This is a genomic window from Bacillus sp. FSL E2-0195 (genome assembly GCF_038003645.1).
GTDB lineage: Bacteria > Bacillota > Bacilli > Bacillales > Bacillaceae_G > Bacillus_A > Bacillus_A mycoides.
The window spans coordinates 2,815,977-2,840,543 of sequence record NZ_JBBOPN010000001.1; the positions used below are offsets into that span (position 1 = coordinate 2,815,977).

The 24,567-nt window shown below is 33.0% G+C and carries 35 protein-coding genes and 2 pseudogenes; 18 read left to right on the plus strand and 19 right to left on the minus strand.

Annotated features, from left to right (window positions below; translation table 11 throughout):
- Positions 1–23: 23 nt before the first annotated feature.
- The 4 genes from MHH59_RS14465 to MHH59_RS14480 form a co-directional block, all read right to left on the minus strand.
- The gene (locus MHH59_RS14465; protein WP_002189906.1) at positions 24–731 is read right to left on the minus strand and encodes a polymer-forming cytoskeletal protein; all 708 of its coding nucleotides are present in this window, start codon (positions 729–731) and stop codon (positions 24–26) included.
- 25 nt (positions 732–756) lie between these two features.
- Positions 757–1,467: a bactofilin family protein gene (locus MHH59_RS14470; RefSeq protein WP_002189907.1), complete on the minus strand. Its 711-nt coding sequence runs from the start codon at positions 1,465–1,467 to the stop codon at positions 757–759.
- Between the two features lie 13 nt (positions 1,468–1,480).
- Complete coding sequence (locus MHH59_RS14475; RefSeq protein ID WP_340851588.1) at positions 1,481–2,104, minus strand: YhbD family protein; 624 nt, start codon at positions 2,102–2,104, stop codon at positions 1,481–1,483.
- Between the two features lie 158 nt (positions 2,105–2,262).
- A complete protein-coding gene (locus MHH59_RS14480) occupies positions 2,263–4,053 on the minus strand; it encodes an ABC transporter substrate-binding protein (protein ID WP_053216347.1) in 1,791 nt (596 codons plus the stop codon).
- A gap of 47 nt (positions 4,054–4,100) precedes the next feature.
- On the opposite strand from MHH59_RS14480, the gene MHH59_RS14485 reads away from it, so the two are divergent.
- Positions 4,101–5,306, plus strand: coding sequence for an MDR family MFS transporter (locus MHH59_RS14485; RefSeq protein WP_002127807.1), 1,206 nt, complete (start codon positions 4,101–4,103; stop codon positions 5,304–5,306).
- A gap of 14 nt (positions 5,307–5,320) precedes the next feature.
- Here the strand turns inward: MHH59_RS14485 and MHH59_RS14490 are convergent, their stop codons facing one another.
- The 8 genes and pseudogenes from MHH59_RS14490 to MHH59_RS14525 form a co-directional block, all read right to left on the minus strand.
- On the minus strand, positions 5,321–6,025 hold the full coding sequence (locus MHH59_RS14490) for a YjgB family protein (RefSeq protein ID WP_016127143.1): 705 nt from the start codon (positions 6,023–6,025) through the stop codon (positions 5,321–5,323).
- A 24-nt stretch (positions 6,026–6,049) separates the two neighbouring features.
- Positions 6,050–6,869: pseudogene (locus MHH59_RS14495) on the minus strand (aminopeptidase).
- 254 nt (positions 6,870–7,123) lie between these two features.
- Positions 7,124–7,519 (minus strand): hypothetical protein, encoded by a 396-nt coding sequence (locus MHH59_RS14500; RefSeq protein WP_002084959.1) that lies wholly within the window; start codon positions 7,517–7,519, stop codon positions 7,124–7,126.
- Between the two features lie 92 nt (positions 7,520–7,611).
- A complete protein-coding gene (locus MHH59_RS14505) occupies positions 7,612–7,854 on the minus strand; it encodes a GlsB/YeaQ/YmgE family stress response membrane protein (protein WP_002013368.1) in 243 nt (80 codons plus the stop codon).
- A gap of 124 nt (positions 7,855–7,978) precedes the next feature.
- Entirely contained in the window at positions 7,979–8,944 is a 966-nt protein-coding gene (locus MHH59_RS14510) for a nucleoside hydrolase (RefSeq protein WP_002127811.1), read from the minus strand.
- A gap of 77 nt (positions 8,945–9,021) precedes the next feature.
- The gene (locus tag MHH59_RS14515) at positions 9,022–9,210 is read right to left on the minus strand and encodes a DUF3970 family protein (protein WP_002013371.1); all 189 of its coding nucleotides are present in this window, start codon (positions 9,208–9,210) and stop codon (positions 9,022–9,024) included.
- A gap of 69 nt (positions 9,211–9,279) precedes the next feature.
- Positions 9,280–10,065 carry a class I SAM-dependent methyltransferase gene (locus MHH59_RS14520; RefSeq protein ID WP_002192837.1) on the minus strand — a complete coding sequence of 262 codons (786 nt, stop codon included), beginning with the start codon at positions 10,063–10,065 and terminating at the stop codon, positions 9,280–9,282.
- A gap of 218 nt (positions 10,066–10,283) precedes the next feature.
- Entirely contained in the window at positions 10,284–10,622 is a 339-nt protein-coding gene (locus tag MHH59_RS14525; protein ID WP_340851590.1) for a hypothetical protein, read from the minus strand.
- Between the two features lie 484 nt (positions 10,623–11,106).
- On the opposite strand from MHH59_RS14525, the gene MHH59_RS14530 reads away from it, so the two are divergent.
- From MHH59_RS14530 to coaW, 8 genes are all read left to right on the plus strand, one after another.
- A complete protein-coding gene (locus MHH59_RS14530; RefSeq protein WP_078179002.1) occupies positions 11,107–11,259 on the plus strand; it encodes a YqbF domain-containing protein in 153 nt (50 codons plus the stop codon).
- Between the two features lie 170 nt (positions 11,260–11,429).
- Entirely contained in the window at positions 11,430–11,864 is a 435-nt protein-coding gene (exsC, locus tag MHH59_RS14535; RefSeq protein ID WP_002165595.1) for an exosporium protein ExsC, read from the plus strand.
- A gap of 293 nt (positions 11,865–12,157) precedes the next feature.
- Positions 12,158–13,360, plus strand: coding sequence for an MFS transporter (locus MHH59_RS14540; RefSeq protein WP_340851593.1), 1,203 nt, complete (start codon positions 12,158–12,160; stop codon positions 13,358–13,360).
- A 165-nt stretch (positions 13,361–13,525) separates the two neighbouring features.
- Positions 13,526–13,828, plus strand: a complete 303-nt coding sequence (locus MHH59_RS14545) for a hypothetical protein (RefSeq protein ID WP_002136836.1) — start codon at positions 13,526–13,528, stop codon at positions 13,826–13,828.
- A gap of 179 nt (positions 13,829–14,007) precedes the next feature.
- A complete protein-coding gene (locus MHH59_RS14550) occupies positions 14,008–14,376 on the plus strand; it encodes a hypothetical protein (protein WP_002065911.1) in 369 nt (122 codons plus the stop codon).
- A gap of 175 nt (positions 14,377–14,551) precedes the next feature.
- A complete protein-coding gene (locus tag MHH59_RS14555; RefSeq protein ID WP_340851595.1) occupies positions 14,552–15,751 on the plus strand; it encodes an LL-diaminopimelate aminotransferase in 1,200 nt (399 codons plus the stop codon).
- Between the two features lie 55 nt (positions 15,752–15,806).
- Positions 15,807–16,205 (plus strand): 3-hydroxyacyl-ACP dehydratase FabZ family protein, encoded by a 399-nt coding sequence (locus tag MHH59_RS14560; RefSeq protein ID WP_033729224.1) that lies wholly within the window; start codon positions 15,807–15,809, stop codon positions 16,203–16,205.
- A 27-nt stretch (positions 16,206–16,232) separates the two neighbouring features.
- Complete coding sequence (coaW, locus tag MHH59_RS14565; RefSeq protein ID WP_340851597.1) at positions 16,233–17,054, plus strand: type II pantothenate kinase; 822 nt, start codon at positions 16,233–16,235, stop codon at positions 17,052–17,054.
- A gap of 15 nt (positions 17,055–17,069) precedes the next feature.
- Here coaW and MHH59_RS14570 read toward each other — a convergent pair.
- Positions 17,070–17,237: pseudogene (locus MHH59_RS14570) on the minus strand (2'-5' RNA ligase family protein); the annotation flags it as partial.
- Here MHH59_RS14570 and MHH59_RS14575 point away from each other — a divergent pair.
- A complete protein-coding gene (locus tag MHH59_RS14575; RefSeq protein WP_340851599.1) occupies positions 17,212–17,355 on the plus strand; it encodes a hypothetical protein in 144 nt (47 codons plus the stop codon). The pseudogene MHH59_RS14570 and the gene MHH59_RS14575 overlap by 26 nt on opposite strands.
- 34 nt (positions 17,356–17,389) lie before the next feature.
- On the opposite strand, the gene MHH59_RS14580 is transcribed toward MHH59_RS14575, so the two are convergent.
- The 5 genes from MHH59_RS14580 to MHH59_RS14600 all read right to left on the minus strand — a co-directional run bounded on the left by MHH59_RS14580 (position 17,390) and on the right by MHH59_RS14600 (position 20,582).
- On the minus strand, positions 17,390–17,869 hold the full coding sequence (locus tag MHH59_RS14580) for a CcdC family protein (RefSeq protein WP_340851601.1): 480 nt from the start codon (positions 17,867–17,869) through the stop codon (positions 17,390–17,392).
- A gap of 32 nt (positions 17,870–17,901) precedes the next feature.
- Positions 17,902–18,573 carry a DUF4052 family protein gene (locus MHH59_RS14585; RefSeq protein WP_000783094.1) on the minus strand — a complete coding sequence of 224 codons (672 nt, stop codon included), beginning with the start codon at positions 18,571–18,573 and terminating at the stop codon, positions 17,902–17,904.
- The gene (locus tag MHH59_RS14590) at positions 18,570–19,442 is read right to left on the minus strand and encodes an ATP-binding cassette domain-containing protein (RefSeq protein ID WP_002168178.1); all 873 of its coding nucleotides are present in this window, start codon (positions 19,440–19,442) and stop codon (positions 18,570–18,572) included. Before MHH59_RS14590 ends, MHH59_RS14585 begins: the two co-directional genes overlap by 4 nt.
- Positions 19,439–19,819, minus strand: coding sequence for a GntR family transcriptional regulator (locus MHH59_RS14595; RefSeq protein ID WP_000805182.1), 381 nt, complete (start codon positions 19,817–19,819; stop codon positions 19,439–19,441). Before MHH59_RS14595 ends, MHH59_RS14590 begins: the two co-directional genes overlap by 4 nt.
- 169 nt (positions 19,820–19,988) lie before the next feature.
- The gene (locus MHH59_RS14600; protein ID WP_098632505.1) at positions 19,989–20,582 is read right to left on the minus strand and encodes a DUF4825 domain-containing protein; all 594 of its coding nucleotides are present in this window, start codon (positions 20,580–20,582) and stop codon (positions 19,989–19,991) included.
- 441 nt (positions 20,583–21,023) lie between these two features.
- Here MHH59_RS14600 and MHH59_RS14605 point away from each other — a divergent pair, with 441 nt between their 5' ends.
- Genes MHH59_RS14605 through MHH59_RS14635 form a run of 7 tightly spaced genes read left to right on the plus strand, consistent with a single transcriptional unit; the run spans position 21,024 to position 22,180 of the window.
- Positions 21,024–21,164: a YrzI family small protein gene (locus MHH59_RS14605; protein ID WP_000156202.1), complete on the plus strand. Its 141-nt coding sequence runs from the start codon at positions 21,024–21,026 to the stop codon at positions 21,162–21,164.
- Positions 21,165–21,191: 27 nt separating this feature from the next.
- Positions 21,192–21,335 carry a YrzI family small protein gene (locus MHH59_RS14610; protein ID WP_000142704.1) on the plus strand — a complete coding sequence of 48 codons (144 nt, stop codon included), beginning with the start codon at positions 21,192–21,194 and terminating at the stop codon, positions 21,333–21,335.
- Positions 21,336–21,362: 27 nt separating this feature from the next.
- Positions 21,363–21,506: a YrzI family small protein gene (locus MHH59_RS14615; RefSeq protein ID WP_000668987.1), complete on the plus strand. Its 144-nt coding sequence runs from the start codon at positions 21,363–21,365 to the stop codon at positions 21,504–21,506.
- Between the two features lie 26 nt (positions 21,507–21,532).
- Positions 21,533–21,676 (plus strand): YrzI family small protein, encoded by a 144-nt coding sequence (locus MHH59_RS14620; protein ID WP_000668953.1) that lies wholly within the window; start codon positions 21,533–21,535, stop codon positions 21,674–21,676.
- A gap of 26 nt (positions 21,677–21,702) precedes the next feature.
- Positions 21,703–21,846 carry a YrzI family small protein gene (locus MHH59_RS14625; RefSeq protein ID WP_002013394.1) on the plus strand — a complete coding sequence of 48 codons (144 nt, stop codon included), beginning with the start codon at positions 21,703–21,705 and terminating at the stop codon, positions 21,844–21,846.
- A 25-nt stretch (positions 21,847–21,871) separates the two neighbouring features.
- Positions 21,872–22,012, plus strand: coding sequence for a YrzI family small protein (locus MHH59_RS14630; protein ID WP_000672237.1), 141 nt, complete (start codon positions 21,872–21,874; stop codon positions 22,010–22,012).
- Between the two features lie 27 nt (positions 22,013–22,039).
- Positions 22,040–22,180, plus strand: coding sequence for a YrzI family small protein (locus MHH59_RS14635; RefSeq protein WP_002065956.1), 141 nt, complete (start codon positions 22,040–22,042; stop codon positions 22,178–22,180).
- Positions 22,181–22,402: 222 nt separating this feature from the next.
- Here MHH59_RS14635 and MHH59_RS14640 read toward each other — a convergent pair whose 3' ends face one another.
- A complete protein-coding gene (locus tag MHH59_RS14640) occupies positions 22,403–23,488 on the minus strand; it encodes an AI-2E family transporter (protein ID WP_000837889.1) in 1,086 nt (361 codons plus the stop codon).
- A gap of 149 nt (positions 23,489–23,637) precedes the next feature.
- Here MHH59_RS14640 and MHH59_RS14645 point away from each other — a divergent pair, with 149 nt between their 5' ends.
- Positions 23,638–24,459 carry an HNH endonuclease gene (locus MHH59_RS14645; protein WP_000189680.1) on the plus strand — a complete coding sequence of 274 codons (822 nt, stop codon included), beginning with the start codon at positions 23,638–23,640 and terminating at the stop codon, positions 24,457–24,459.
- Positions 24,460–24,567: the final 108 nt, after the last annotated feature.

The following is a 24,567-nucleotide window of genomic DNA, read 5'->3' on the forward strand; positions in this document are numbered from 1 at the left end:
TTTCTTGCTCTCCCTCATACTACTTATATTTGTTTATGTTCTTTTACGACTGCATTACCTTTCTGATTAAAACTAGTGTGATATTCTACTACACTAATTTCACAGCCAGGGCCAATTATAACATGATTTCCTCTTACTACGTCTGCTATTGTATGTTCTAAATAAATATCATCCCCTTCAATAATTGATGTTTGAAGGCTTCCTGCATGACTTGTAAAAGGAATAAATCTCGCTTTTTTACGTACTGTAATCTTTTTCCCACCGATTTCTCTCACTTTACTTCCTTCATAACGAAGTGAGATTTCAATATTTTCAGCATTAAGCAAACCATCACTTTCAAGACCACCAGTTAGTAATAATTCCTCTAGTTCTATATCTCCCTTTACATTTAAAGCACCTTTCACATCTATGAAATCACCGGATAGCTTCCCTTTAAATTCTATCATACCTCTAACTTTTGTTTTATTAATTTGTCCGTCACCTTGTACTTGGGCATTGCCATATACTTTTACATATTCCGCCTCCATATTCCCCTGTACTTCACTATCTCCATACACGACATAATTTTTCGCTTTCATATTGCCACGTACTTCACTCGTACCATACGTTTTAAAATCATTACAACTCATATGATTAGAGATTGTTCCTTCGCCGCGTATCTTTACTTTGTTATAATCTCCACCTGCTGAGCTACCTGATCCATTTACAGTAAGACTATGTTGATTTTCCATACCGATTCCTCTCTCCCTTTTAAACTTAAACTTGCTTAATTTCTTTTACATTTGCACTTTTATCAACAGTAAGAACCCCAGTATATTCAATTAGTTCAATCTCACAGTTCGGCCCTACAGTAACATTGTTTCCCCTTACTGTTTTAATGTGAGCATAATCAATATCGATATTGTCACCTTCTAGCAGTTCAGCTTCTAACTGTAAGCCAAATACTGTTTTAAATAGTCTACTAAAAGCACTCAATCTATGTTTTACTTTAATGGTTTGGCCACCAATTTCTTTCGCTCTACATGTACCATGAATATTTATATTAATTTCATCTGCGCTTAATAATCCACCAACTGTAAATTGCCCTTCTGAAGAAAAAATATCAACTTCACAATTACCATCAATCGTCGCTTGACCATTGATTTTAAATTCTTCACCAGTTACATTACCACCTATCGTCCCTTTTCCTGCAATTTTTAAAGTGGTCGCCTTTACATCTTGTGTAATTGTCCCTTTCCCATCGATTCGCATCATTTCTGCACTAACTGTACCCTCAACTTTACCTGATCCGCTAATTCTCGCATCGCTACTTTTCAAATCACCAGTAACAATTCCGTAACCATTACATTCAAATTGGTCGCACTCAACGTTTCCATTAACAGTTCCTTTTCCATTTAGTTGCACTTTATGAAACTCTCCACCGTTTGATGAACCATATCCGTTTATAATTAAATTTTCTGTACGCATTATTTCTCCTCCACTACAACAGTTTAGTTTTTAATGCTTCGGTATATTTCATAATTGCTACACGTAAAACAATCTTTGTTCCCTTTTCAAAAATTAAATCCTCAACGCTTGATACTAAGAAGCATGTAGAAATCCCTAACTTCCGAATAATAACTAAGTCACAATTTTTATGTTTAATCGCTTCATAATTTTCACGTAAAACTTGTAAAACCATTTTCCCTTCTTCTAAGCTAACGTCTCCTGATTGAAGAAGTTCTTCTAACACGTATACATAAAGAATATCTGCAGATTGAAAATCTGCCGTTTTGTTCGTTTGCTCCATGAAAAATTGTAAAACAGGTTCTGATGTAATTTCTTTACGAATGAGATCTTCCTTTGCTAAAAGAATCTCTGTTACGCTTGGTGAAAACATATTTGCCAATTCATCAAGCGATAGATCCTCTTTCATCGTTTGAATTTTATCAATACGCTCTAATATCTTTTCTTTTGGAAAAAATGTTTCCTGACCTGTGAACGTTGACTTCCGTACAAACCAATCTTCCGGTATTAAATTTTTTCTCTTCCACCTATATAACTGTCCGTATGAAATACCAGTTAACTCTAATAAATCTTTTTTTGAAATTAAATCTGTAATCAACTGTATATCACTCCTTCCTAACAACAATGTAACATAACACTGTTACGCTGTAAATGAACTTTTATAACATGTAGCGTAAAAATGTGCAAAACAAACTTCATTTCCATACAAAAAAGATTCTTACACATCTTACTAAAATGCATAAGAACCTTTATATATCAAGGCTTAAACCATATTTGATAAAAATCGATCCAACCTTGTGGATTAATCATTATATTTTGCACTTTTTCGTGTGAACTTACTTGCTGTTTGTTACGATATAAAGGAATAATATGAATTTGGCGTAACAATGTGTCTTCAATATTGTGTAACAGTGTCATCCGTTTCTCTAATTGATTCTCTATAAAATAAGACTGCAATACTTCGTTAAATTTTATATTGCTATGTTGATGAATAAAGCTGTTTTTTGTAAGAAACATATATAGTAAACTTTCTTCAATACGCTCACTAATTGTCGCACTATCATGTATTATATCAGCCTTTTGTATCGTACTTGCTTGCAATAACTCTTTTGTTTCAAGAAAAATGACTTCAATAGTGACGCCATACTTCGCACACTCTTTTTGTATCCAATATGAGTCTTCAACATGATCTTGTTCTGTAAATGTATATAGTCGCAGTGTTTCATTACGGTAAGAGCTCTCTTTAATAAGCGTATATATGTCCTCATTTATATGTATAGTGCCACCCTTTGTTAGAACCAATTCTTCTGCTATTTCTCCGCGCGCTCCTTGCAATTCCTCGATAAGCGCATTGCTATGAATGATTTTATATAGAGCTTTCCGAAACATCGTGTTTTGCATAGGTCCTTCTTTTGCGGTATTTAATGTAATGTATGTTACATTCGACTCAAGTCTAGTTAGTTCTTTATGATGCTTTTCTATATTGTTATAGTGTGCTTTCGCTAAAATATCGCACGTATTTACGCTGTGCTCTACATTCCATAATTCAATTCGATCGAGAAATGGTCGCTCGCGAAAATATAAATCATTTGCTTCTAATACGAATACATCCTCATTCTTTTCACATAATCGAAACGGTCCAGTACCGATTAACCTTCCATCTCCATCTTCATTTACAATAGAACACTGTTCTGTACTTAAAGCATGTAAAAACAGCTTATTATCTGTAGATAAACGAATCTGCACAATGTAGTCATCAAGAACATGTAAACTTTCAACGTGCTGTAACATCCACGCATGCGGATTATTTTTCGCTTTCAAGAATCGTTTAAATGTATGTACAACGTCATAAGCAGTAAATTCTTTCCTGTTATGAAACTGAACACCTTTTCGTAAGTAGAAGGTCCATATATATTTCTGGTCATCATATTCCCAATAAAACGCAAGTCTTGGCTCTACACTGTTTGTATTTCCGTCTATATACACTAACGTGTCGTATATATGTTTTACCATATGACATTCCGAACGCATCGTAGCGTATACAGGATCTAATGCAATATCTAGATTCATTTGGACTTGCAAACGTAGTACATCTCTTCTCCCTTTAGATGTCCTTTCGACTTGATACCCGAATATCGAATCTATCCAAGTTTGAAATTGAGTTTGAAGCGATGGAAAATATGAGCTATACCTTTCAATAAATGCACTCCCGTTTTTTACATCCCCTTGTTTCGTTATTTCTTTTCCTCTTTCTAAAATTAAAGAAAGTGGATGTTTTTGAAATAACAACTTTGAACGATTTCCTCTCCCTCGGCCTGGAAACCACATAATCCAATTAAATTCTTCTAATTTTTTTATTATTAATTTACTATTTCGCTCTGTACAAAATAAAGTTTCAGATATATTTTGTATTGTTATTTCTAATTGTTCTCCCTCTGCTCTCCCATTTCCATACTGGAGCCACAGGTGCATATATTGCTCCAAAATAATCATAAAACGCCCCCTAAAAGATGAAAAATCTTCCTCTTTTATTCTACCCTTTTTCATTTCTGGCTTCCATCTTATCATTTAAATATAGAAAGGAGGAAATAAAAATGAAGTATCTTTTAAAACGTTATAATAAGCCTATTCTCATTCGATTGTTCGGTGAATTGTTAGTCCGAACGACTGAAGCGATGTTAGCTATCATTTTTATTGTTCACGTTAATAAAGCGTTAAATGGTAATGTCATCGTTACAATGCTTCTTTTCGGATTACAGCCCCTCGCTGATATTGTGTTTACATTAATCGCTGGGGGTGTAACAGATAAATACGGCCGAAAGAAAATAATGTTACTCGGATTACTTTTACAAGCTTTTGCCGTAAGCGGATTCGTTTTTGCTGAATCGGTCGCCTTTTTCGCCTTATTGTATGTAGTAAATGGTATTGGACGCTCTTTATATATTCCGGCACAGCGAGCACAAATCGCTGACTTAACGAAGGAAGAACAACAGGCAGAAATATTTGCTGTTCTGCATACTACGGGAGCAATCGGCTCTGTAATTGGCCCATTAATCGGCGCCTTTTTCTATACTAGTCACCCTGAGTATTTATTTATTTTGCAAGGTGTAGCCCTTACGCTATATGCTATTCTCGTTTGGACGCAGCTTCCTGAAACAGCTCCACTCATGAAAAACGTTAATAAAACTAAAGAAGTATATTCGCCAAAACAATTTATTTCAAAGCATTACGCTGTGTTTGGACTTATGGTTTCTACGCTACCGATTAGTTTTTTCTACGCCCAAACCGAATCAAATTATCGTATATTCGCCGAAAGTGTATTTCCAAATTTTCTATTTGTACTCGTGTTTATCTCAACTTGTAAAGCTGTCATGGAAGTGATTCTCCAAATTTCCCTGGTGAAATGGTCTGAACAGTTTTCTATGCCTAAAATCATTGTTATTTCCTATACTTGCTATACGTTAGCTGCGATTGGCTACGGTTATTCCACAACAATATGGTCATTATTCTTCACATTGCTCTTTTTAGTAATTGGGCAAAGTATAGCTTTGAATCACTTACTACGATTCGTTTCACAAATCGCTCCAAGTCATAGACGCGGATTATATTTTTCTATATACGGTATACATTGGGATATTTCAAGAACTTGTGGGCCTTTTGTAGGTGCATTGTTATTAAGTAAATTAAGCGGTAGTACTCTATTTTATATTTGTGCCTTCTTATTAATAATCGGTGGTATCATTCAAGCTTTTTTTGTTCAATCGTTAGAAAGAAACAAAACAAAAGAGCTGTCCCTATAGGAACAGCTCTTCATTTAACCTGCCATTTTATTAATACTATCCTCCGGTGAGAACACAGAAATATGATGTACTTTACCAGTCGATTTTGGAATTACAAATTTCAATTCAAACTGGTCATTTACTTTATAAACATAAATTTTATCATTACCATTTTCTTTAACAGACGCTGGTTTTCCTAAAGCCTTTTCGATTTCTTGTAACGTAATCGATTTGAGCTCTGAATGGTAAGAGCGTACGTCAAAGACTTGTGATCCTTTATTAAAGCCAAATGCTACATTTTTACTTGTAAAAGTTGCATACATCCCGTTTCCTGCTTGCTCAGTCTTATCTGCCTTTCCCCATGCCTTCTCTATTTCTTCAATATCTCCTGTATGAGCTGCATATGGTACGTTAGGTACTTTACCTTCTTTCGCTTGCTCAAATAAATCTTTTACATGGTTAATTGATTTTTGATTAAGCACTGTATTTTTCGTATTAGACTCCGTTGAAGGTTTTACCGATTCTTGACCTTTTGGTTTTTCCACAGGTTCATTCTCTTTTTTGGGAGCAGTCTCTTCATTCTTTTTACTCATTTCTGACGTATCGCTCTTTTTTTCCGTACTATTTTCTGATGTTGAATTAGTTTGCTTCTTTTCCTCAGCGTTAGTACATGCGGTTAAAGCCGCTACACACGTTAAAGTTAGGAAAAATATAAGTACTTTCATATATACTTTCATCATTTTCAACCTCCCTCTTCAATATATTCACTTTTGTAACCATTCCATAACACTACTCCTCAAATTATTTTTCCCCCAAAAAGTAAGTGCTTCCGTTTCTCCGAAAGTACGAACCATATACTCTATATATGATTTTCCTAAAAAATAACCGAGTCGGTTGTATCCGAAATAAGTCCCTCCTGATAGACGGAACCATTCTTTCTCTTTTTCAACTGTCCATCCTTCAACATAATCCTGTAAAAAACGTTTCTTAATGTTCTCTTCAATTTCTTTATAATATTGTAACGATGGATCACCATTACTACTATATGAATAGTAAACGGACTCACTTAAACCTTTAACTATTAGTTGTGATAAATAGGTCGCGACCCCTTCACGATATAAACTTACCAGGGCATCATTCCATTCTCTTGTAATGCTACATTATGATATATATGTCCGATTTCATGAGCAACGATAACACGGAGGTGCTCCCTTACAGGAGATAATTTCTCAGCCGCAAAAAATATATCCCCAATAATCTCCCTTTCCACAAATGCATTAGAACCAACTCCACCTACAAATATATGAAAAGTTACATCTATATTACTACCAAATTGAATGCGATAGTCCTTACTAACTTCTTGAATAATTGATGGTAAAATTTCTGAAATAATACGAATGTCTTCTAGTTTTGCAGGATACTTTCAATCGCACTAGAGAGACGTTCTTCTGTCTTAGGACAGTGAAACTTAAAATACTCTTCGAATGCCTCTGGGTGCATATCATAATATTTGTTCAAGTCATGTAATCCTATATCATCGCTTTCCAAAAGCTTCAAAAAGCTTGGAATTGTATTGTTAATCATCTTATTCATCTCCTTGTATACACCTTCTCTCCATACTCGCTATATCCTTTTTGTAACTTGAATTAAACTGCTACAAAATCTCCTTTAAATGCAAAAAACCAGCAGAAAGTGAATACTCATTCTCTGCTGGTTTAATGTTTTGTTCCTTCTGAATCTTATTCAAATCATTTGTCATGATCAGAAATCCATTAAGATTAACTATTTATATAATTAAAAAAGCTGTCCTATTAAAGGACAGCTTCAAATATGTATTTTTACACTTCGATAGATTTACCGTCTTCAACGATATGGTAAAGTAAGTGCGCTAAATGATGAATTGGACCATTTTCTTCCTCTTCTTCATTTGTCTCACCTTGGAATTCAAGATCATTTAAGTATAGTGCTAAAAATTGATAGAACAATTTCAAATCAAATCCGTAGCAAGCACTTGGTTCTTCATGATCTCCTTCATATTGTAACATTAAGTATTGCTCGTTTCCTTCTGTATCTTCAGCATCAAAGAATACGAAGAAACCAACGTTTGTATCTAAATCAAATAGATGGCGAGTACCTTTTTCTGTTGCTTTCTCGAAGTCCTCTTCACTTAATTTATGTACTGTTGTTGCCTTTGCATTATCCTCTTGATGAAAATTTACTGTAAATGATTTCAATGCTGACACCTCCTGATTGTATAACAGTAGCATAACAGATTAGACAACATAATACAAAGGGACTGCTTACAAATGTAGACAGTCCCCTGTATTCATTTCCGCATTGCACGGAATATAAAGCTTACGATGAAAATCAAAACAATGGCGCCTATTAAAGCCGGAACAATCGCATATCCGCCTATAACAGGTCCGAATTTACCAAGTAACGCTGTACCAAGCCAAGAACCGACAATACCTGCAATAATATTACCGATTACACCACCAGGTACATCCTTCCCAGTAATTAAACTTGCAAACCATCCTAATATACCACCAACGATTAAAGACCAAATCATATCATTTCCTCCTTTATAATTGACCAATAAAAATTATAATCAGAAACAATTGCTTACCATTAGTTATGTTACATTTTTCGTAAGTTATTCGTCTTATGAAAATCATTCAAATCTGCTCACCCTTTTAAGGACAATCTGGCTTCAATATTGTTCTCATAAATTCGTCTTTAAACGCTTGATAATTAAATTCAACGGCAATTTTTTGTATAGGACGATTATCAAACGTCGTTGGCTCAGCTATTTTTCTAAAATCTGCAACACTTTGACCTCTCGTTACATCATTCGTCGTACTAATCCAAACTGCTGATTTTTTATATTCAAAAATATCATCATTTATAAATGAAATGAACGGAAGTAAATCGTGAATCGGACTCCCAGCAATACCTGGATATTCTTTTTTGTAAAAGTTCTCGTAATAAAAATCGATCATTGGCTTTATGAGTTTCGCCTGCCCTGTTCCTTCTTTATCAATAATATCGACCATTTCAGGGGTAATAAGAGCACGCTGCGTTACATTTAACGGATATATTGTAGCATTCTGCGCATATTTCATAACGATATTCGCGGCAATTGGATCGCCGTAAAAATTAGCTTCTGATACAGGTGTAACGTTTCCCGGAAATAGAAAAACACCGCCCATTATATAATAAGAACATACTCGATTCATTAAATTGGGGTACAATAAAAATAATGTTGCAAGTGTTGTTAATCGTCCCGTCGCCACTATAATAATATCTTCTGGACAAGGCTCAATTAATTTAATCAATTCACAAAAATTTTCTCTGTCACAAATTCTCATTTTCGGTGGAATAATTGGACCTAAACCGTGATCCCCATGAATTTCAGGGAAAAACAAAGGTTCTTCAGCTGTCATTGGTCTACTGGCACCTTCAATAATCTTCACTTTTGTAGCATAGTATCTTTCTAAAAAATAAACATTTTCCGTAACAATTTCTCTTGATACATTTCCATACTCTGCAACGATACCGATAATATCTAATTTGCATGTTTTATTCGCATAAATTAACGTTACTGCATCATCAATACCAAAATCTCCGAAAAAGATTATTTTTTTATTAACTTTCCTCACCCCTCTCCAGCATAATCTACTATTATTATTATGCGAAAAAGACAAGGCGGTGAAACAGAGATAATTAAAAAAGCCGCCTATTTATTGGCGACTTCAATCTTTTTATAAGATAAATATGCTAGTACACTTTTGCTTGAATCATATTTCGGATTATTCCCTTTTCTCGGTTCTCTCATATGTGTTTTTTCAAACCCAGGAATGTCAGGCATTTTCTCTAAAAATTCAAGCATCTCTTCCTCAGTTCCCTCAATACGTACACGAATCATTATTACTATTCCTCAATTCTCATTTTCTCTGTACTAAGTATATCGTACATCAGAAAGACTGCAAGAAATTTATCTTTTTAATGTTGAACTTTTTTTACATACGAACAGTGCCATTTCAGTATAAAACGATTCTATTTTATTGTTTCCAAATTGAATTTTGAAAAATTCTTGCATTTCATTTGATGTTTTCATCATACACTCTGTTAACTTTACACGTTTTTGCATAGGAACATCCATCATATCGCACCACCAATCAAAATCGAACTTCTTGTCAAAAGTATGACATGACTGCATTTGCAAACCATGTTTTTCTAATAAAGTAATCCATTCTGTTTTTTTCAAAGCTCGTTCATGGCTTGGATCTCTCTTCTTTTCGATAAAGTTATAAAATGTATCAAACTCATTATTTTCTGGTGAAACGTTATCAATTAATATAAATAATCCATTATCTTCTAACGTTCGATTTACTTCAAAAATAAATTGCAAAGGATCAACAAAGTGATGTGCTGCAATTCGGCATGTAATTGTATCAAAGGAATCATCAGCAAATGGTAACCTTTCTGCATGTCCTGCTACAAATGATACATTTTCATGTCCGTTCCCTTCTATAAAACCTTTTGCTTTTTCTAACATTTTTTCTGTTAAATCAAGAGCGACTACCTCTTTGAACATTGGGGCTAACAAATTAGCAACATGTCCACCACCAGTAGCAATATCAAGAAGACGAGTATTATGACGAGTTTCAACTTGCTGAACTACATATTGTAAATCCAGTCCTTTTGCATGAATTTTACTTTTCACATACTTCTCTGCATTACTACCAAATTGTTGTTTCACAAGTTCTTCTTTACTCACTTTTATCATCTTCTTTCTATAAAGTATTATATTTAATTTATAAGTTCTCTTTATATAATTTCAAATCCTCTTTTAGTTTAGTCTCGTCTCTTGTACTAGAGACCTTCTATCAAAAAAATTTAACTCTTTTATTTTTAAGCACAAAACAAAAAAGGTTATGGGGAATTATCCCACACCCCCACAAAGTATCTCTTAAATTTGAGGATCTTCTTACACGTCTAATCCCCCTGTAACTTCACAATAACTTCTACTTCGCTATTAGTAGCCTCTCTTGCATGCAATCCATATTGGTCCATGCCAATCCATATCAACCCAGGACTATCATAAAGAATATCTATGTTGAAATGCTTCAACTTAGTAAGCTCTGACCTAATAAATTTATCCCTACTAGCGATTTCCTTATCAAGCAAGCCATATTCTTTCCCATTTTCAAATAGCGCTATCATCTTTCCTGCAAGTGGATGTATACGAACAATAAAGTGATATTCTTTTTCATTTATATTCGCTACAATCGTATTAGAATCAGGTACATCACATCTAGAATTCGGCATATTCATATCGGTCAGCTCCTTTATTGATTTCATTAATATCGTAACAGATTAATATTTAGATATTATTAATATAATGTAAAAAATATAAAAGCTGACTTCCCTTTAGAAATCAGCTTTTACACATTGTTTATCTTTAAACTTTTTACAAATTTTATAATGTTTCTTTCTCTTCATCATTTCCGGAAACTAAATCTCCTAAAACATCCACCGTAACTTCAACTACAAATTCACAAATCCCTGCTACAACTTCTCCAATTACTTCCTCCATCTTTCTACCCCCTTGTTTTATGGAACCTATTTGTAGTATAGAAGATACTGGTTAATTTTAACTATCGGCAAAGGTGACAAAAACATTACAGATTTGTAAGCTATTTCAATGTTTTTTTGAATTTATACTTCTCCCCTTTGAAACTTTAAGTATTATTAACAACCAGATAGGTCATCATAATATAAAGTATTTAAGAATCCTAATTTAAAGGAGGCGTGTAAAATATACTACGTAAAATTAATTAAAGGTCAATCTTTCTATGCTTTTGATCAACGATTCTTAGTGTCTCATGAAGAAGAGGTTTCGGAAAAAATTTTTAATTACTTACGCCGGAATGAATTCTTCGAAGTACGTAAAGAAGAATATTCCGCCTAAAGTATGAAAAGCATCAAAAAATGACTCTCATAATTGGGATTTTTTCTTGATGCTTTTATATTATCTCCCTTTATTCAACATTACTCCTCAATTCTCTTAAAATCTTATAGTATATGTCCAAGCTAATTCATCGTTACCTTCATATTTTAGTATATGAGGAGGTGACGAATATGACTCATATCATTGATTATCAAGCTACTCAACCTTTAAATAAAACAGGTGAAACAACTTTTGTAATTCCCCATTCCCCAGAAAAAGCAATTCTAGCAAGTATTAAATTAAAAATTTCAAGAAGAGATTCACGTAATAATCGAGTAGAATTAATTGCTACAGTTGGGGTTAAAGGTATAACTGAGATTTCACAAGTTTTATTCCGAATTTTCCGTGACAATACAGAAATCTTCAACGCTCAAGTAGGGATTGAATCTACAGATTCTGAGCAATTTTACGCGCAAACATTTCAAGCTATAGATCAAAATGTTAGCTGCGGGACTCACGAGTATTCATTAACTGTAGAAAACCTTACTAGTGGTGCAAGTGCAGACATTGTTGGTCCTCTGTCTTTTAGCGGCTTAGCTATTGGACAAGATCATAAGTGTTGCTAATTTAATCTATTTTGGTTTTTTGAGAAAAGTAAGACGCATTATCTGCGTTCTTACTTTTTTTATTTTCCCCACACTTACCTTCCCTTTGAATTTATTTGTGAATTTTTTGTATTTTTAGTTACCCATTGTATCACTTAATTCATCATTTTTTTACAAATCAAAAAGATTGAAATCCATTAATGAAACACGTAATATAGACTCTGACTCTAAAAAAGTTCGTTAAAAATAATACATAAAATAAGGAGGTTTTATATACGAGTTTTTCATTTTAAAAGACAGAGAGGTTTTACATTATGTGGCGTAATAAAAATGTTTGGATTGTGTTAATTGGGGAGTTTATTGCTGGTCTAGGGTTATGGCTTGGTATTCTTGGGAATCTTGAATTTATGCAAAAATACGTCCCTTCTGATTTTATGAAATCCGTTATATTATTTATCGGACTGTTAGCTGGTGTTCTAGTTGGTCCAATGGCTGGGCGTGTTATTGATCAATATGAAAAAAAGAAAGTTCTTCTTTACGCTGGCTTCGGTCGTGTTATTAGTGTTATTTTCATGTTTTCCGCCATTCAATATGAAAGTATCGCATTCATGATTGCATTTATGGTTGCACTTCAAATTTCAGCTGCATTTTATTTCCCTGCATTACAATCTGTAATTCCTCTAATCGTTCGTGAGCATGAGTTATTACAGATGAACGGTGTACATATGAATGTTGGTACAATCGCTCGTATTGCGGGTACTTCACTAGGTGGAATTCTTTTAGTTGTAATGAGTTTACAGTATATGTATGCCTTCTCAATGGCAGCATACGCTTTATTATTCCTCTCAACTTTCTTCCTACAATTTGAAGATAAAAAGTCAACTACATCAAGTAAAGAATCGGCTAAAGATAATAGCTTTATGGAAGTGTTTCGTATTTTAAAAGGAATTCCTATTGCTTTTACAGCACTTATATTAAGTATTATCCCTCTATTATTTATAGCTGGATTCAATTTAATGGTTATTAACATTAGCGAAATGCAACATGATCCAACGATAAAAGGATTTATATATACAATTGAAGGTGTCGCATTTATGTTAGGTGCCTTCGTTATTAAACGTTTATCTGACCATTTCAAACCTGAAAAATTATTATATTTCTTCGCTGTTTGTACCGCTTTTGCACACCTTTTATTGTTCTTTAGCGATATAAAATGGATGGCTCTTACATCGTTTGGTTTGTTTGGCTTTAGTGTCGGCTGTTTCTTCCCTATTATGTCGACAATTTTCCAAACGAAAGTAGAAAAAAGCTATCACGGTCGCCTCTTCTCATTCCGTAATATGTTTGAGAGAGTTATGTTCCAAATTGTCTTACTTGGAACTGGCTTCTTCTTAGATACGATTGGGTTACAATATATGGTTCTCATCTTCGGAGTCATTTCGTTGTTGATTATTTTTATTTCCTTATCTAAGCAGAAACAATTTGAAAAACAAACGTCACAATCTGCGAATTTATAAAACTAATACTTTTTAAGAATGGATCCCGTATTATACTGGGTCCATTCTTTTTGAATTTCTAGGATTAAAATCTATTTTCTTTATGTAGTTCAAATATTTAAAGGATTATCCCCTACTACTTTCGAATAAAATAAATTATAGATTTTTCAAAAAGGAGCTGTGGAAATGTCTGATGGCATCCAATTATTAATTATCCTTCTTTTTTCATTGATCATGTTTGGCGTCCTTAATTTTTTAGCCATTTCCTTATCTCAAAATAACTTTAAAAGAAGGATTGTTGCAGGTTTCCTATTTTTATTGTTAACTCCCATTATTTTTTTGACTACTACAGCATTCACCTCTATATTCGATAAAGGTGGTTTGGGAGCAGCTAACCTAGTCTTCGTTATTGTAAATGTATATATTGTAAATGGAATTGTCATTCTTCTTTCCGCTTCATTTATCCTCAAAAAACATAACATAAGATAGAGAACTAGGCATGAATCTAGCATTACACTAGATTCATGCCTTTTTATTTTGAAAATCTCACCTTTCTCCAAATTTTTATGTGAAATTTAATAATTCTTTATAAAAATTTAAACTTTATTTTTTACAATATTCCTATCGTATTCGCACGTTTATAAAAACTAATAAGAAAGGAGTACACAATGAAAAAGTTTCTATTTATTTTCCCTATATTAATCGTTCTACTTAGTGGATGTAGCAATAATGATATATACGGCTCTTGGGAAGTCATTGATAATAAAAAAGGTGAATGCCCTGTATATTATAAATTTGAAACAGTTGTAAAAGAAGAAAAGAAAGAAAAGGTTGTTCACAATTTAGTGGAAATGCAAACAACAAATAAAAAAGAGGATTTATTTAAAGGATCCTTTGTTAAAAATTCTAACGTGTATCGTATTGATTATGGTAACTCGTTTACATCGGATCAATCTTTAAAAGTTGTCGATAATAAATTAAATGTATACTTTTTTACAACTGAAAAAACATGTACATACAAAAAAACAAACAAATAATTGTCATTTATAACGTGGAAAATATTTTCTGCGTTATTTTTATTTCCCCCTTACTATCCTCCCTCTAAATTTGTCAATCGTTTTAATTTTCATAAAAAAATGATAAAATGTAAACATGTGTTTTCAGAATAATTAAAAATACAGAAAGAAAACACTGTTTTTAGGAGGGGTTTTGATGACTTATACATTAGCAACTAGAATGAAAGCATTCCAGTCTTCTATATTTAGTGAATTAGGGGCCTATAAAAAAGAGAAAATTGCAGTAGGTCATAAAATGATTGATTTAAGTATCGGGAATCCCGATATGCCTCCTGCTGATTTCGTAAGAGAAGCAATGGTACATACGGCGAGTGAAAAAGAAAGCTATGGATACACATTAACAGGCATACAAGAATTTCACGAAGCTGTAACTGAATATTACAACAACACTCATAACGTTATATTAAATGCTGAAAAAGAAGTTTTATTATTAATGGGTTCACAAGACGGACTCGTTCATTTACCGATGGTTTTTGCAAATCCGGGAGATATAATACTAGTTCCTGATCCAGGATATACAGCTTATGAAACAGGAATTCAAATGGCCGGTGCAACATCTTACTACATGCCATTAAAAAAAGAAAATGATTTCTTACCTAACTTAGAAGTTATCCCTGAAGAAATCGCCAATAAAGCAAAGATGATGATTTTGAACTTCCCAGGAAATCCAGTTCCAGCAATGGCACATGAAGATTTCTTTAAAGATGTAATCGCATTCGCGAAAAAACATAATATTATCGTTGTCCATGATTTTGCTTATGCTGAATTTTATTTTGATGGTCAAAAGCCAATTAGCTTCTTATCTGTACCTGGTGCAAAAGAAGTTGGCGTTGAAATTAATTCTTTATCTAAAAGTTATAGTTTAGCTGGTAGCCGTATTGGTTATATGATTGGTAACGAAGAAATTGTCGGCGCGCTTACGCAATTTAAGTCTAATACAGATTACGGTGTGTTTTTACCAATTCAAAAAGCTGCATCCGCTGCATTACGACACGGCGCTGCATTTTGCGAAAAAAACCGTGGAATTTACCAAGAACGTAGAGATACTTTAGTGGACGGATTCCGCAAATTCGGTTGGAATGTCGATAAACCAGCTGGAAGTATGTTCGTTTGGGCTGAAATTCCGAAAGGATGGACTTCGCTAGAGTTCGCTTATGCACTTATGGATCGTGCAAATGTCGTTGTCACACCAGGCCATGCATTTGGTCCTCATGGCGAAGGTTTTGTACGTATTGCACTTGTTCAAGATAAAGTAGTATTACAAGAAGCAGTTGAAAACATTAAAAACAGCGGTATTTTCTCTATTGAAAAAGTAGCGGAATTAGTTGAAAATTAATAATAACTCCCCTGCTTAACTTTAGCAGGGGTATTATTATTCCTGGAGGTACAATATGAATATTAAAGATACTCTTCCCCATCGCTATCCATTTTTAATGATTGATAAAATTACAAACGTTAAAGAATCTCAATCAGCTATAGGATACAAACTGATCACAAATAACGAGTGGTTTATTAATGAAAATCAAAACTATATGCCTCATATGCTAATTGTAGAAGCACTGGCTCAACTTAGTGCTTTTGTAAGTACAGGTGAATCTGAAGGACTTGGTTTCCTCTCCTCTTTAGATGGGGTGGAATTTCATGAAAATGCGTATCCCGGTGATAAACTTGACTTACATTATGAATTAACACGTAACAGACGAGGTTTTGTTCTTGGGAAAGGAATTGCCTCTGTAAACGGTCAATCAATCGTTACCATTGAAAAGCTATTAATATATCAAGCTGATTAAACAGATTACATAGTAAGGGGTAGGGAAATGCGGAATGTTGTTGGTATTGATGCTGGGGGAACATTAACAAAAATTGCTTACTTTAACGAAATGAACAAATTAGTTTTTGAAAAATTTTATTCATATGAACATGAAAGAATTAAAGAATGGCTTCATAATAATAATTCAATTACACAATTATGCATTACAGGTGGTAAAGCTACACATTTAGAACAACTCCTTTCAAGTTCATATAAAATAGTAGAATTAAACGAGTTTGAAGCTACTTTAGCAGGAGTACGATACATACTAAAAGAAGAAAAACGTGCTATAAACAGCTTTGTATTAACAAATATCGGTACAGGTACTTCCATTCACTATGTTCACGACAAGCAATATGTTCGCGCTGGTGGAACTGGAGTTGGCGGTGGTACTATTATGGGTCTTTCAAAACTATTAACAAATATAGATCATTTTGAAGACATGATTCCGCTTACGAAAATTGGTTCAAGAAACAGTCTAGATATTACAGTTGGAGATATTTATGGCGGGATTCTCTCCCCTCTTGATAATAACTTAACTGCTAGCAATTTCGGAAAAGCGACCATTACAGACTCAAATTATAGTAGTTCAGATATACTAGCTACCGTTCAAGGACTTGTCGGTGAAGTCGTCACAGCATTAAGTCTTCAATTCGCCGAAGCAAAAAATATTGACCATATCATTTACATCGGTTCTACTCTATGTAATAACGTACATCTTCAAAATATTATTAGTAGCTATACAGAATATCAAAACAAAATACCAGTCTTTTTACAAGACGGCGGTTATAGTGGTGCAATTGGTGCTTTACTTCATAGTTCGAAATAAAAAAGCTGACTTTTGTCAGCTTTTTTGCAATGGTACTTCAAATTCAATAATTGATTCTCCATTCTCACCAATTCGTTCCACACTAATTCTATCAATTACACAATTTAACTTCTCATGAAAACTAGGAATATCCTTCGCTATTTCAGTTGCTAGCTCTGTGCTATGTTTTCTCCCAACTGTTACAGGAGCGACAACTCAAACAGAGCAATTTAAACGTGCAGTAAATGCTCGTATGAGGGCATTTGAAATAGGTTCTGTTAAAGATGTTTCGAAACTTGTATTACAAGCAAATAGCCCATAAAAATAAAAACTTCTCAAATGAGAAGTTTTTATTTTTATATCACATGATTACTATTCCTGCGCCAAACTTTCCTGAATTTTATATAACAAGCAATTCTCCACGGAATAATATAAGACACCGCAACGACGTAAAATAATAAACCAATTATTTGCGGATCTAAGCCAACGATATATTGTCTTGAACTATATCTTAAAATAACAATTCCGATAAAAGTAATTAAAAAGGCAGCACTTTTTTTCGTATAAATGTTTCCGTCTTCTCTTCGCTCATAGTTTGTTAGAAATATAAGTGGGATTGCGAAAATCACCCCAATGGATGCTGCTATAGTCACTTGTAATATAGCTGGATGTACTGGACCAAAAAACAATAAAATACCCGGTGTTAAAAATAGTAATGGCCACAAAATACGTTTTCCCGTTCCCTTTATCGGCTTATACATAGAACGATATCGTCGCCAAAAAATTAGCAGTGCCACGCATAAAAAGACGGTTATTAGTGAAGAAGTATCTCCCATACAGTCTTCCTTCTCTCTTAAAGTATTTGTGCTTAAATCGTATCCTCAAAAGAAACTTTACGAATAAATAGAGCGCTAATTATAAAGTATATTAAAATAAGTACTATCGAAATTGATATAAAATTGGGTATATCAAGTAACGATTTACTATCAATAAATACCAATTCTTTCAAACCTACCTTACCATAAATTGTACTCGTCAACCCCAAGAAAAAAATCACACTAAAAGCAAAGCCTATCCAATTAAATCTTTTCTGAAAAATAGTTGTTAATTGAAATAAGCTAGCTAATAATAGATAGAACACGAACTGTGCAAAGAATTGTTCGATTGTATGTGCTCCTAAATTTATATGTTTCGTTTCATAAAATGTACCTTGTAAAAGCAAAACTTGTAGAAATGAAAAAATTACTGATTGTAATATGATAAAACATACTGAACCAATAAAGAATTGTAATCTAGTAACGCCAAATGAGACAACTGTACGAAATATGTCATCTTGAACAAGAAAAACACTTGCCACAATAAATATTGCAATTGCAATAGATGAATTATTGAAGATATCATGTAAAAATGCTACCTTTAGTCCCTTTATATCAGTTGCAGTTGTTGTCCATTTTATAAGTAATGCCACACACCAAAAGATAAGAATAGCCTTATAATGAAATTTCATATGTAACTTTAATTGTTTTAAAAGCATTTTCATTTCACCTCATTATCTGTTAGATAAATAAATAGTTTTTGCAGTGTTACTCTGTCTATTTCTAACCCTTCAGTTTCTATCAGCTCATAATCTCTAGCAGAAAGATCTCCCCATATCGCAGAAATCTCTTTATTCCCATACAACTCTTGTTTTACAACATTTTTCCCCATTAAAAAATTTGTCACTTTATCTTTATGTCCTGATATTATGTGTCCTTTTTCTAAAAAATCTTCCACAGAGGATTGAACAGCTAATGATCCTTCTTTTAATATGATTACATTTTCTATAACATGGGACACTTCCTCAACTAAATGTGTTGATAAGATGATTGTTCGTGGATATTCACTATAATCTTCCAATAGTAATTCGTAAAACAACTCTCGATGTGCTGCATCTAAACCGGTAGTCGGCTCATCAAAAATAGTAATTGGTGCTCTACTAGCTAAACCTTTAATAATACCAACAATTGTTTGAATACCATGGGATAAATCATAATACTTTTCTTTTGCATTCAATTGAAATTTTTTAATAAGTTCCTCAGCATATTCTTGATCCCAATTTTCATAAAACATGTTACACAAATAAAAAACATCTTTTACCTTACTACTTAAATTAATGTTTTCTTTCACCTTTACGAAACAAATATTTCGCATCGCTTTACTATTTTCAAATACATTTTCACCAAATACAGATACGCTTCCACTACTTGAAATAATCTGACCTGCGAGTATGTTTAATAAAGTTGTTTTCCCCGCTCCGTTTCTTCCAAGCAAACCATATATTTTATGCTCTTCCAATGAAATAGTTACTTCGTTAACAGCTAATTTCTTTTTATATTTTTTAGACAAGTTTTTCGTTTCAAGTGCAATCATCCCTCTTTCCCCTCCTTCGTAATTTTGTGTATCATGTCCATCAATTCGTCTTTTGATATTTCTAGTACTTTTGCTTCTTCCCACACTTTAGGTAAATACTCGGTCATAAAAGTATTTTGTCTTTTTTTTAGTACGACTTCTTTTGCTCCCTTTGTAACAAACATCCCGATCCCTCTCTTTTTATATAAAATCCCCTCATCTACTAGTAGATTTACTCCTTTTGCAGCTGTAGCCGGATTAATTTGTAACATCTTCGCAAATTGATTTGTCGACGGAACTTGTTCTTCTTCAAGTAATATGTCTTTTAAAATATCAGATTCAATTGTTTCTGCAATTTGTATGTATATTAACTTATTTTGTTCTAGAGTAGGTTTCACGATTTCACCACCTTAGGTTCATAGGTTCATTACTTATGTAATCAACCATAGCACAACGTTATATTTTTTTCCATAATTTTCATCAAAAAAAGAATCATTCAATACTGAATGACTCCCTTAAAAAAATGTCTGTATTTTCAATCATAAAATAACCACATCTTCCTCCATATCACTTAGATTTCCGCACAGGATGTTCATTAAAAAATTGCTTTCGAAAATCTTTATTATTAACTAGCTTTTCTATTTTTTCTTGATTACCGTAAAAGAAATTCATTACGATTCCCTTATTCCATATAAGATCATCCTTTGGCAAATCATTAAATTCTTTATACAGTATGGGTAAAAGTTCTTCTCTTTTTAATGCAAAACTTTGATTTTCAATCTGAAACTCATACCCTTTCGCATTCGGTACTAAAACTGCAAGATAAATAGCATTAAAGAGAAAGTTCTTTTTCATCGTATCCTTTTCGTCAAACCAATACGTCTCAATGATATCTTCTGTTAAGTTACCGCTCTTTTTCTCACCGTATTTCACCGCGATCTTCTCATTTTTCAAATTTATACTTTGAACTGTTTCACCACCAGGTAAGTTTGTAACAATCGCAAACACATCGGAATTATTTCCAACGTATGTCCCCATATATTTTTTAAAAGCCCCAGGTTCAATATGTGATATTTCTTTTATTTGCTCCCCATTAGAACAAGCAGTAACAACTAATAAAATTGTTAGCATAACACCTGCTATTCTATTCATATACTTCATTAGACACCCCCACGTTCTATTTATTATCCAATCCATACAATGTATCCTTTAAAAAGCCCTTTTAAATATACGCATTTTAATCAAAATTAAAAATTTTCACTTTTTACGTTTACAATTATCCATTAATTGTATATAATTACTAACGTAAGAAAAATATTCTAAAAGGAGGTCGAAGGAAATGATGAAATTACAATTACATGCTTTAACTTTAGCGTTAACTGCACCTGTGTTTTTCGGACAATTAAATATGAATTCGACCACCCTAACGGAGAATTGAAAATCGTACTTTATTTCTATTAATTCATAAATTCGCCACAGGAGGTCGTATACTTTCCTGTGGCTTTTTCACGCCCAGCCATAGGAAAACGCTATCTTCCTGTGGCTTTTTCGTGCGATTTTTTAGTCTCATACATTATTTTTTAAAGAAAGGAGCAACATTCGATGACTATTAGCGTATTGTTTTTAAGTATTACGATTCAAAGAAATACACTTTCCAAAGCTGAAATTCTTCATAATGAGCAAATTACAAAAGCTATGAATGATGTTAAGGAGCGCCAAGTGCTTTATTGCGATCACCTGTAATTCCTTTTCGGAAGGAGGAATTCGTCCATGACTTTTCATATTTTCTTTTTTACGACAGCACTTCAGAAAAAAACGTTATCTGAAGCTGAAATCTTTCGTAAACAACAATTAAAACAAACTATGGATAAAATAACGGACATTAAAAGTTCGTATTATACACAAATGTATTAAAATTTTTTTTAAAGGGGCAATATCCTAATGAAATTCAAAGCTTTCTTTTTAACTATCACCATTCAAAAACGTAAATCTTCAAAAGCTGAAATCTTACGTGAACAACAAATTAAAATTATTATGGACGAAGTAAAAGAGCGTCAGTCCTCTTATTACAATCGCCTTTACTAAATAAATTATAAAGGGGTAATTTCCTAATGAAATTTAAGGCTTTCTTTTTAACAATTACCATTCAAAAACACAAACTTTCAAAAGATGAAATTTCTCGTGAACAACAAATAAAAAACATTATGGATGATGTGAAAGAGCGCCAGTCCTCTTATTACAATCGTCTTTACTAAATAAATTATAAAGGGGTAATATCCTAATGAAATTTAAAGCTTTCTTTTTAACGATTACCATTCAAAAGCGTAAACTTTCAAAAGATGAAATTTCTCGTGAACAACAAATTAAAAATATTATGGATGATGTGAAAGAGCGTCAGTCCTCTTATTACAATCGTCTTTACTAAATAAATTATAAAGGGGTAATATCCAATGAAATTCAGAGTATTATTTTTAACAATTACCATTCAAAAAAACAAACTGTCTGAGTCTGATATGCTTCATGACCGACAAATTGAGCAGGCTATGTACAACGTAAAAGAACGACAAAGTCATTATTGTAGTCACCTGTAATTCCTATTCGAAAGGAGGAATTCATGTATGAAGTTTCACCTTTTCTTTTTAACCATTACGATTCAAAAAGAAACTATATCTGCAAATGAAGTAAAACAAGAGGAACAGTATAAAAAGATTATAGATGAAATTCGTGATCGTAGAAGCAAGTACTACACTCACCTATAATTGTTTGAACTTATATTAGAAATGAAAGGAGTCGATTATGATGTTAATAACGCGGTGTAAAGAAATGATTTGGATAGTTCAGAGGGATTCCACATAGTTCATTTAACAAAAATTCACCGCCTGATTTGATGTGTAAAAAATATACAATAATAAGTATTTCATACACTAAAAAATAAAAGATACACCCCTTTTTATTAAGCGGTGTATCTTTCTCAACATATTCTATTTCCGTTTACTTCGTTTCGTCTTAAACAATCTCACTAAGTTCGAAACAACTGTTTTTGTTACCGCATAAGCTGGTACTGCTAAAATCATTCCGATAATTCCCGCGAAATTACCTACCCCTAAAATAAGGATGATAATTGTCAACGGATGGATATTTAATTTTGAACTCATAATACGCGGTGAAATGATGTTACTTTCAAACTGTTGTACGATTGTTACTATAATAATTACGTACAGAGCTTGCATCGGAGATACGAACAGACCTATAATGACAGCTGGTGCTGCTCCGATAAATGGACCTAAGTTCGGAATTATATTTGTAAATGCTGCGATAATTCCTAAAACGAAAGCATACGGTAAACCGATGATTAAATAACCAGTAAATGTAAAGGCACCAATAAACATACAAACGAGCGCTTGACCTTGAATATATGCAGATAATGTTTCGTTCGTTTCCTTTATGATACGAAGTCCTTCTTCACGGTAAGACTCTGGTAATACACTAACAGCTTTTCCTGGAAATGCATGTCCATCTTTAAACATATAAAATAAAATGAACGGTACTGTAAAGATAACTAACGCCACGTTCGTGATAATACCAAATAAAGCCGTTGCACTCGACGTAAGTGTGTTTGGTATTTCCTTTAAGTATTCAATTGCATTTTTCTCAATTGTCTCAATGGAAACGTAGTTTTGTGTAGATAGCCATTCAAATAATCTATGATGGGATAGATCTTGTATGTATACTTTTCCCTCTTTTATGTAAGTCGGCATATTTTTTACTAAATCCATTAACTGTTGTGAGATGGTTGGAACAACTACTCCAATAGCAACTCCAGTTAATGTGATGATAAAAAGATACAGTAGTAAAATCGCTAAACCTCTAGGTACTTTTTTATTCTCCAAAAAGACTAACAATGGGTTAAATATGAAGTATAAAAATAACGCGATTAAAATTGGGAAAAATAATGTTGATATGAAGATACCAATCGGTTGAAATAGAAACGATATTTTTGTGCAAATAAATATAATTCCTACAACCATCAGCACTTCTAATGTCCAAAAGTGCACTTTCGATTTCAAAAAAACGTCCTCCTTTAAACTAGCACTTCTCTCCATTGTACCAAATTAAACTTAGATTTCACATAATATTTTCCTTTACAATATTCCAAAATCCCATTAAATACACTACAATGAGATTACAGACAAATTTGCAGGTAAAGGTGATAAATATGACACAATGCATCATTTGCAGAAAAGATACGAAAGAACTTAGTGAACAATATGTCATTCCAGAGATATTATGTGGATATTATTTCATAAATTCAATTTGTGATTCATGTCATGAACATATGACAACAAATATTGATCGTCCTTTAATTAGACATAAATTAAGTCAATATAAGATTGAGCAAATGAAAAAACAAATCGATTCCCCTCTCTATACGAATGAACATGGTGAGGAGCTAGCAGCCGCTGAGACAGATGTAGTCGAAGTAAGTGATGAGATACTTTATTCCAATGCATTAATTATGAAACTATGTAAAAAGCACGATATTTCATTACATAATGAAATTTGGAAAGAAGAGCGCGTAACAAAAGTAGCTAGTTCTATTCAACGTGAATTGCTTTTAGATAACCGTAAATATAAAATGAGTGTATTAAAAATGGCTTATACTTTTGCTGTACAAACAATTGATGGCTACTTTGACGATCCAGATGCGATTGATATTTCTACCATTCTATTAAATGCCGATTTCATGGAATTAAAGGAAAAGAGTATCGTTCGTGACTTAAGCAAAAGCTCTTTATGGAATACATTAAATACAACGAGCGAAAACCATTACTTTATTTTACTTAGTGATAAAGACGGTCTATTCTGCTTCATTCGCCTATTTGATATTTTTGATGTTGTTGTTCATTTATCAGAAAAAAGATACAATCTTCCATCACCAATTGTCGGCGTAAATAATGTAGACAAAAAAGGATTTTTTGTGGAAAGTTTAAAACAGTATATGGATGGGCTATTTAAAGAAACTACACGTTCTATTTAATCCATATAGGAACATACGGTCTCCTTTCTTCATGAAAAGACACTGTGTTATAATGAGTGTGAAAAGAACAATACAATCACATAAAACAATTAAAACCTGTATATAAAT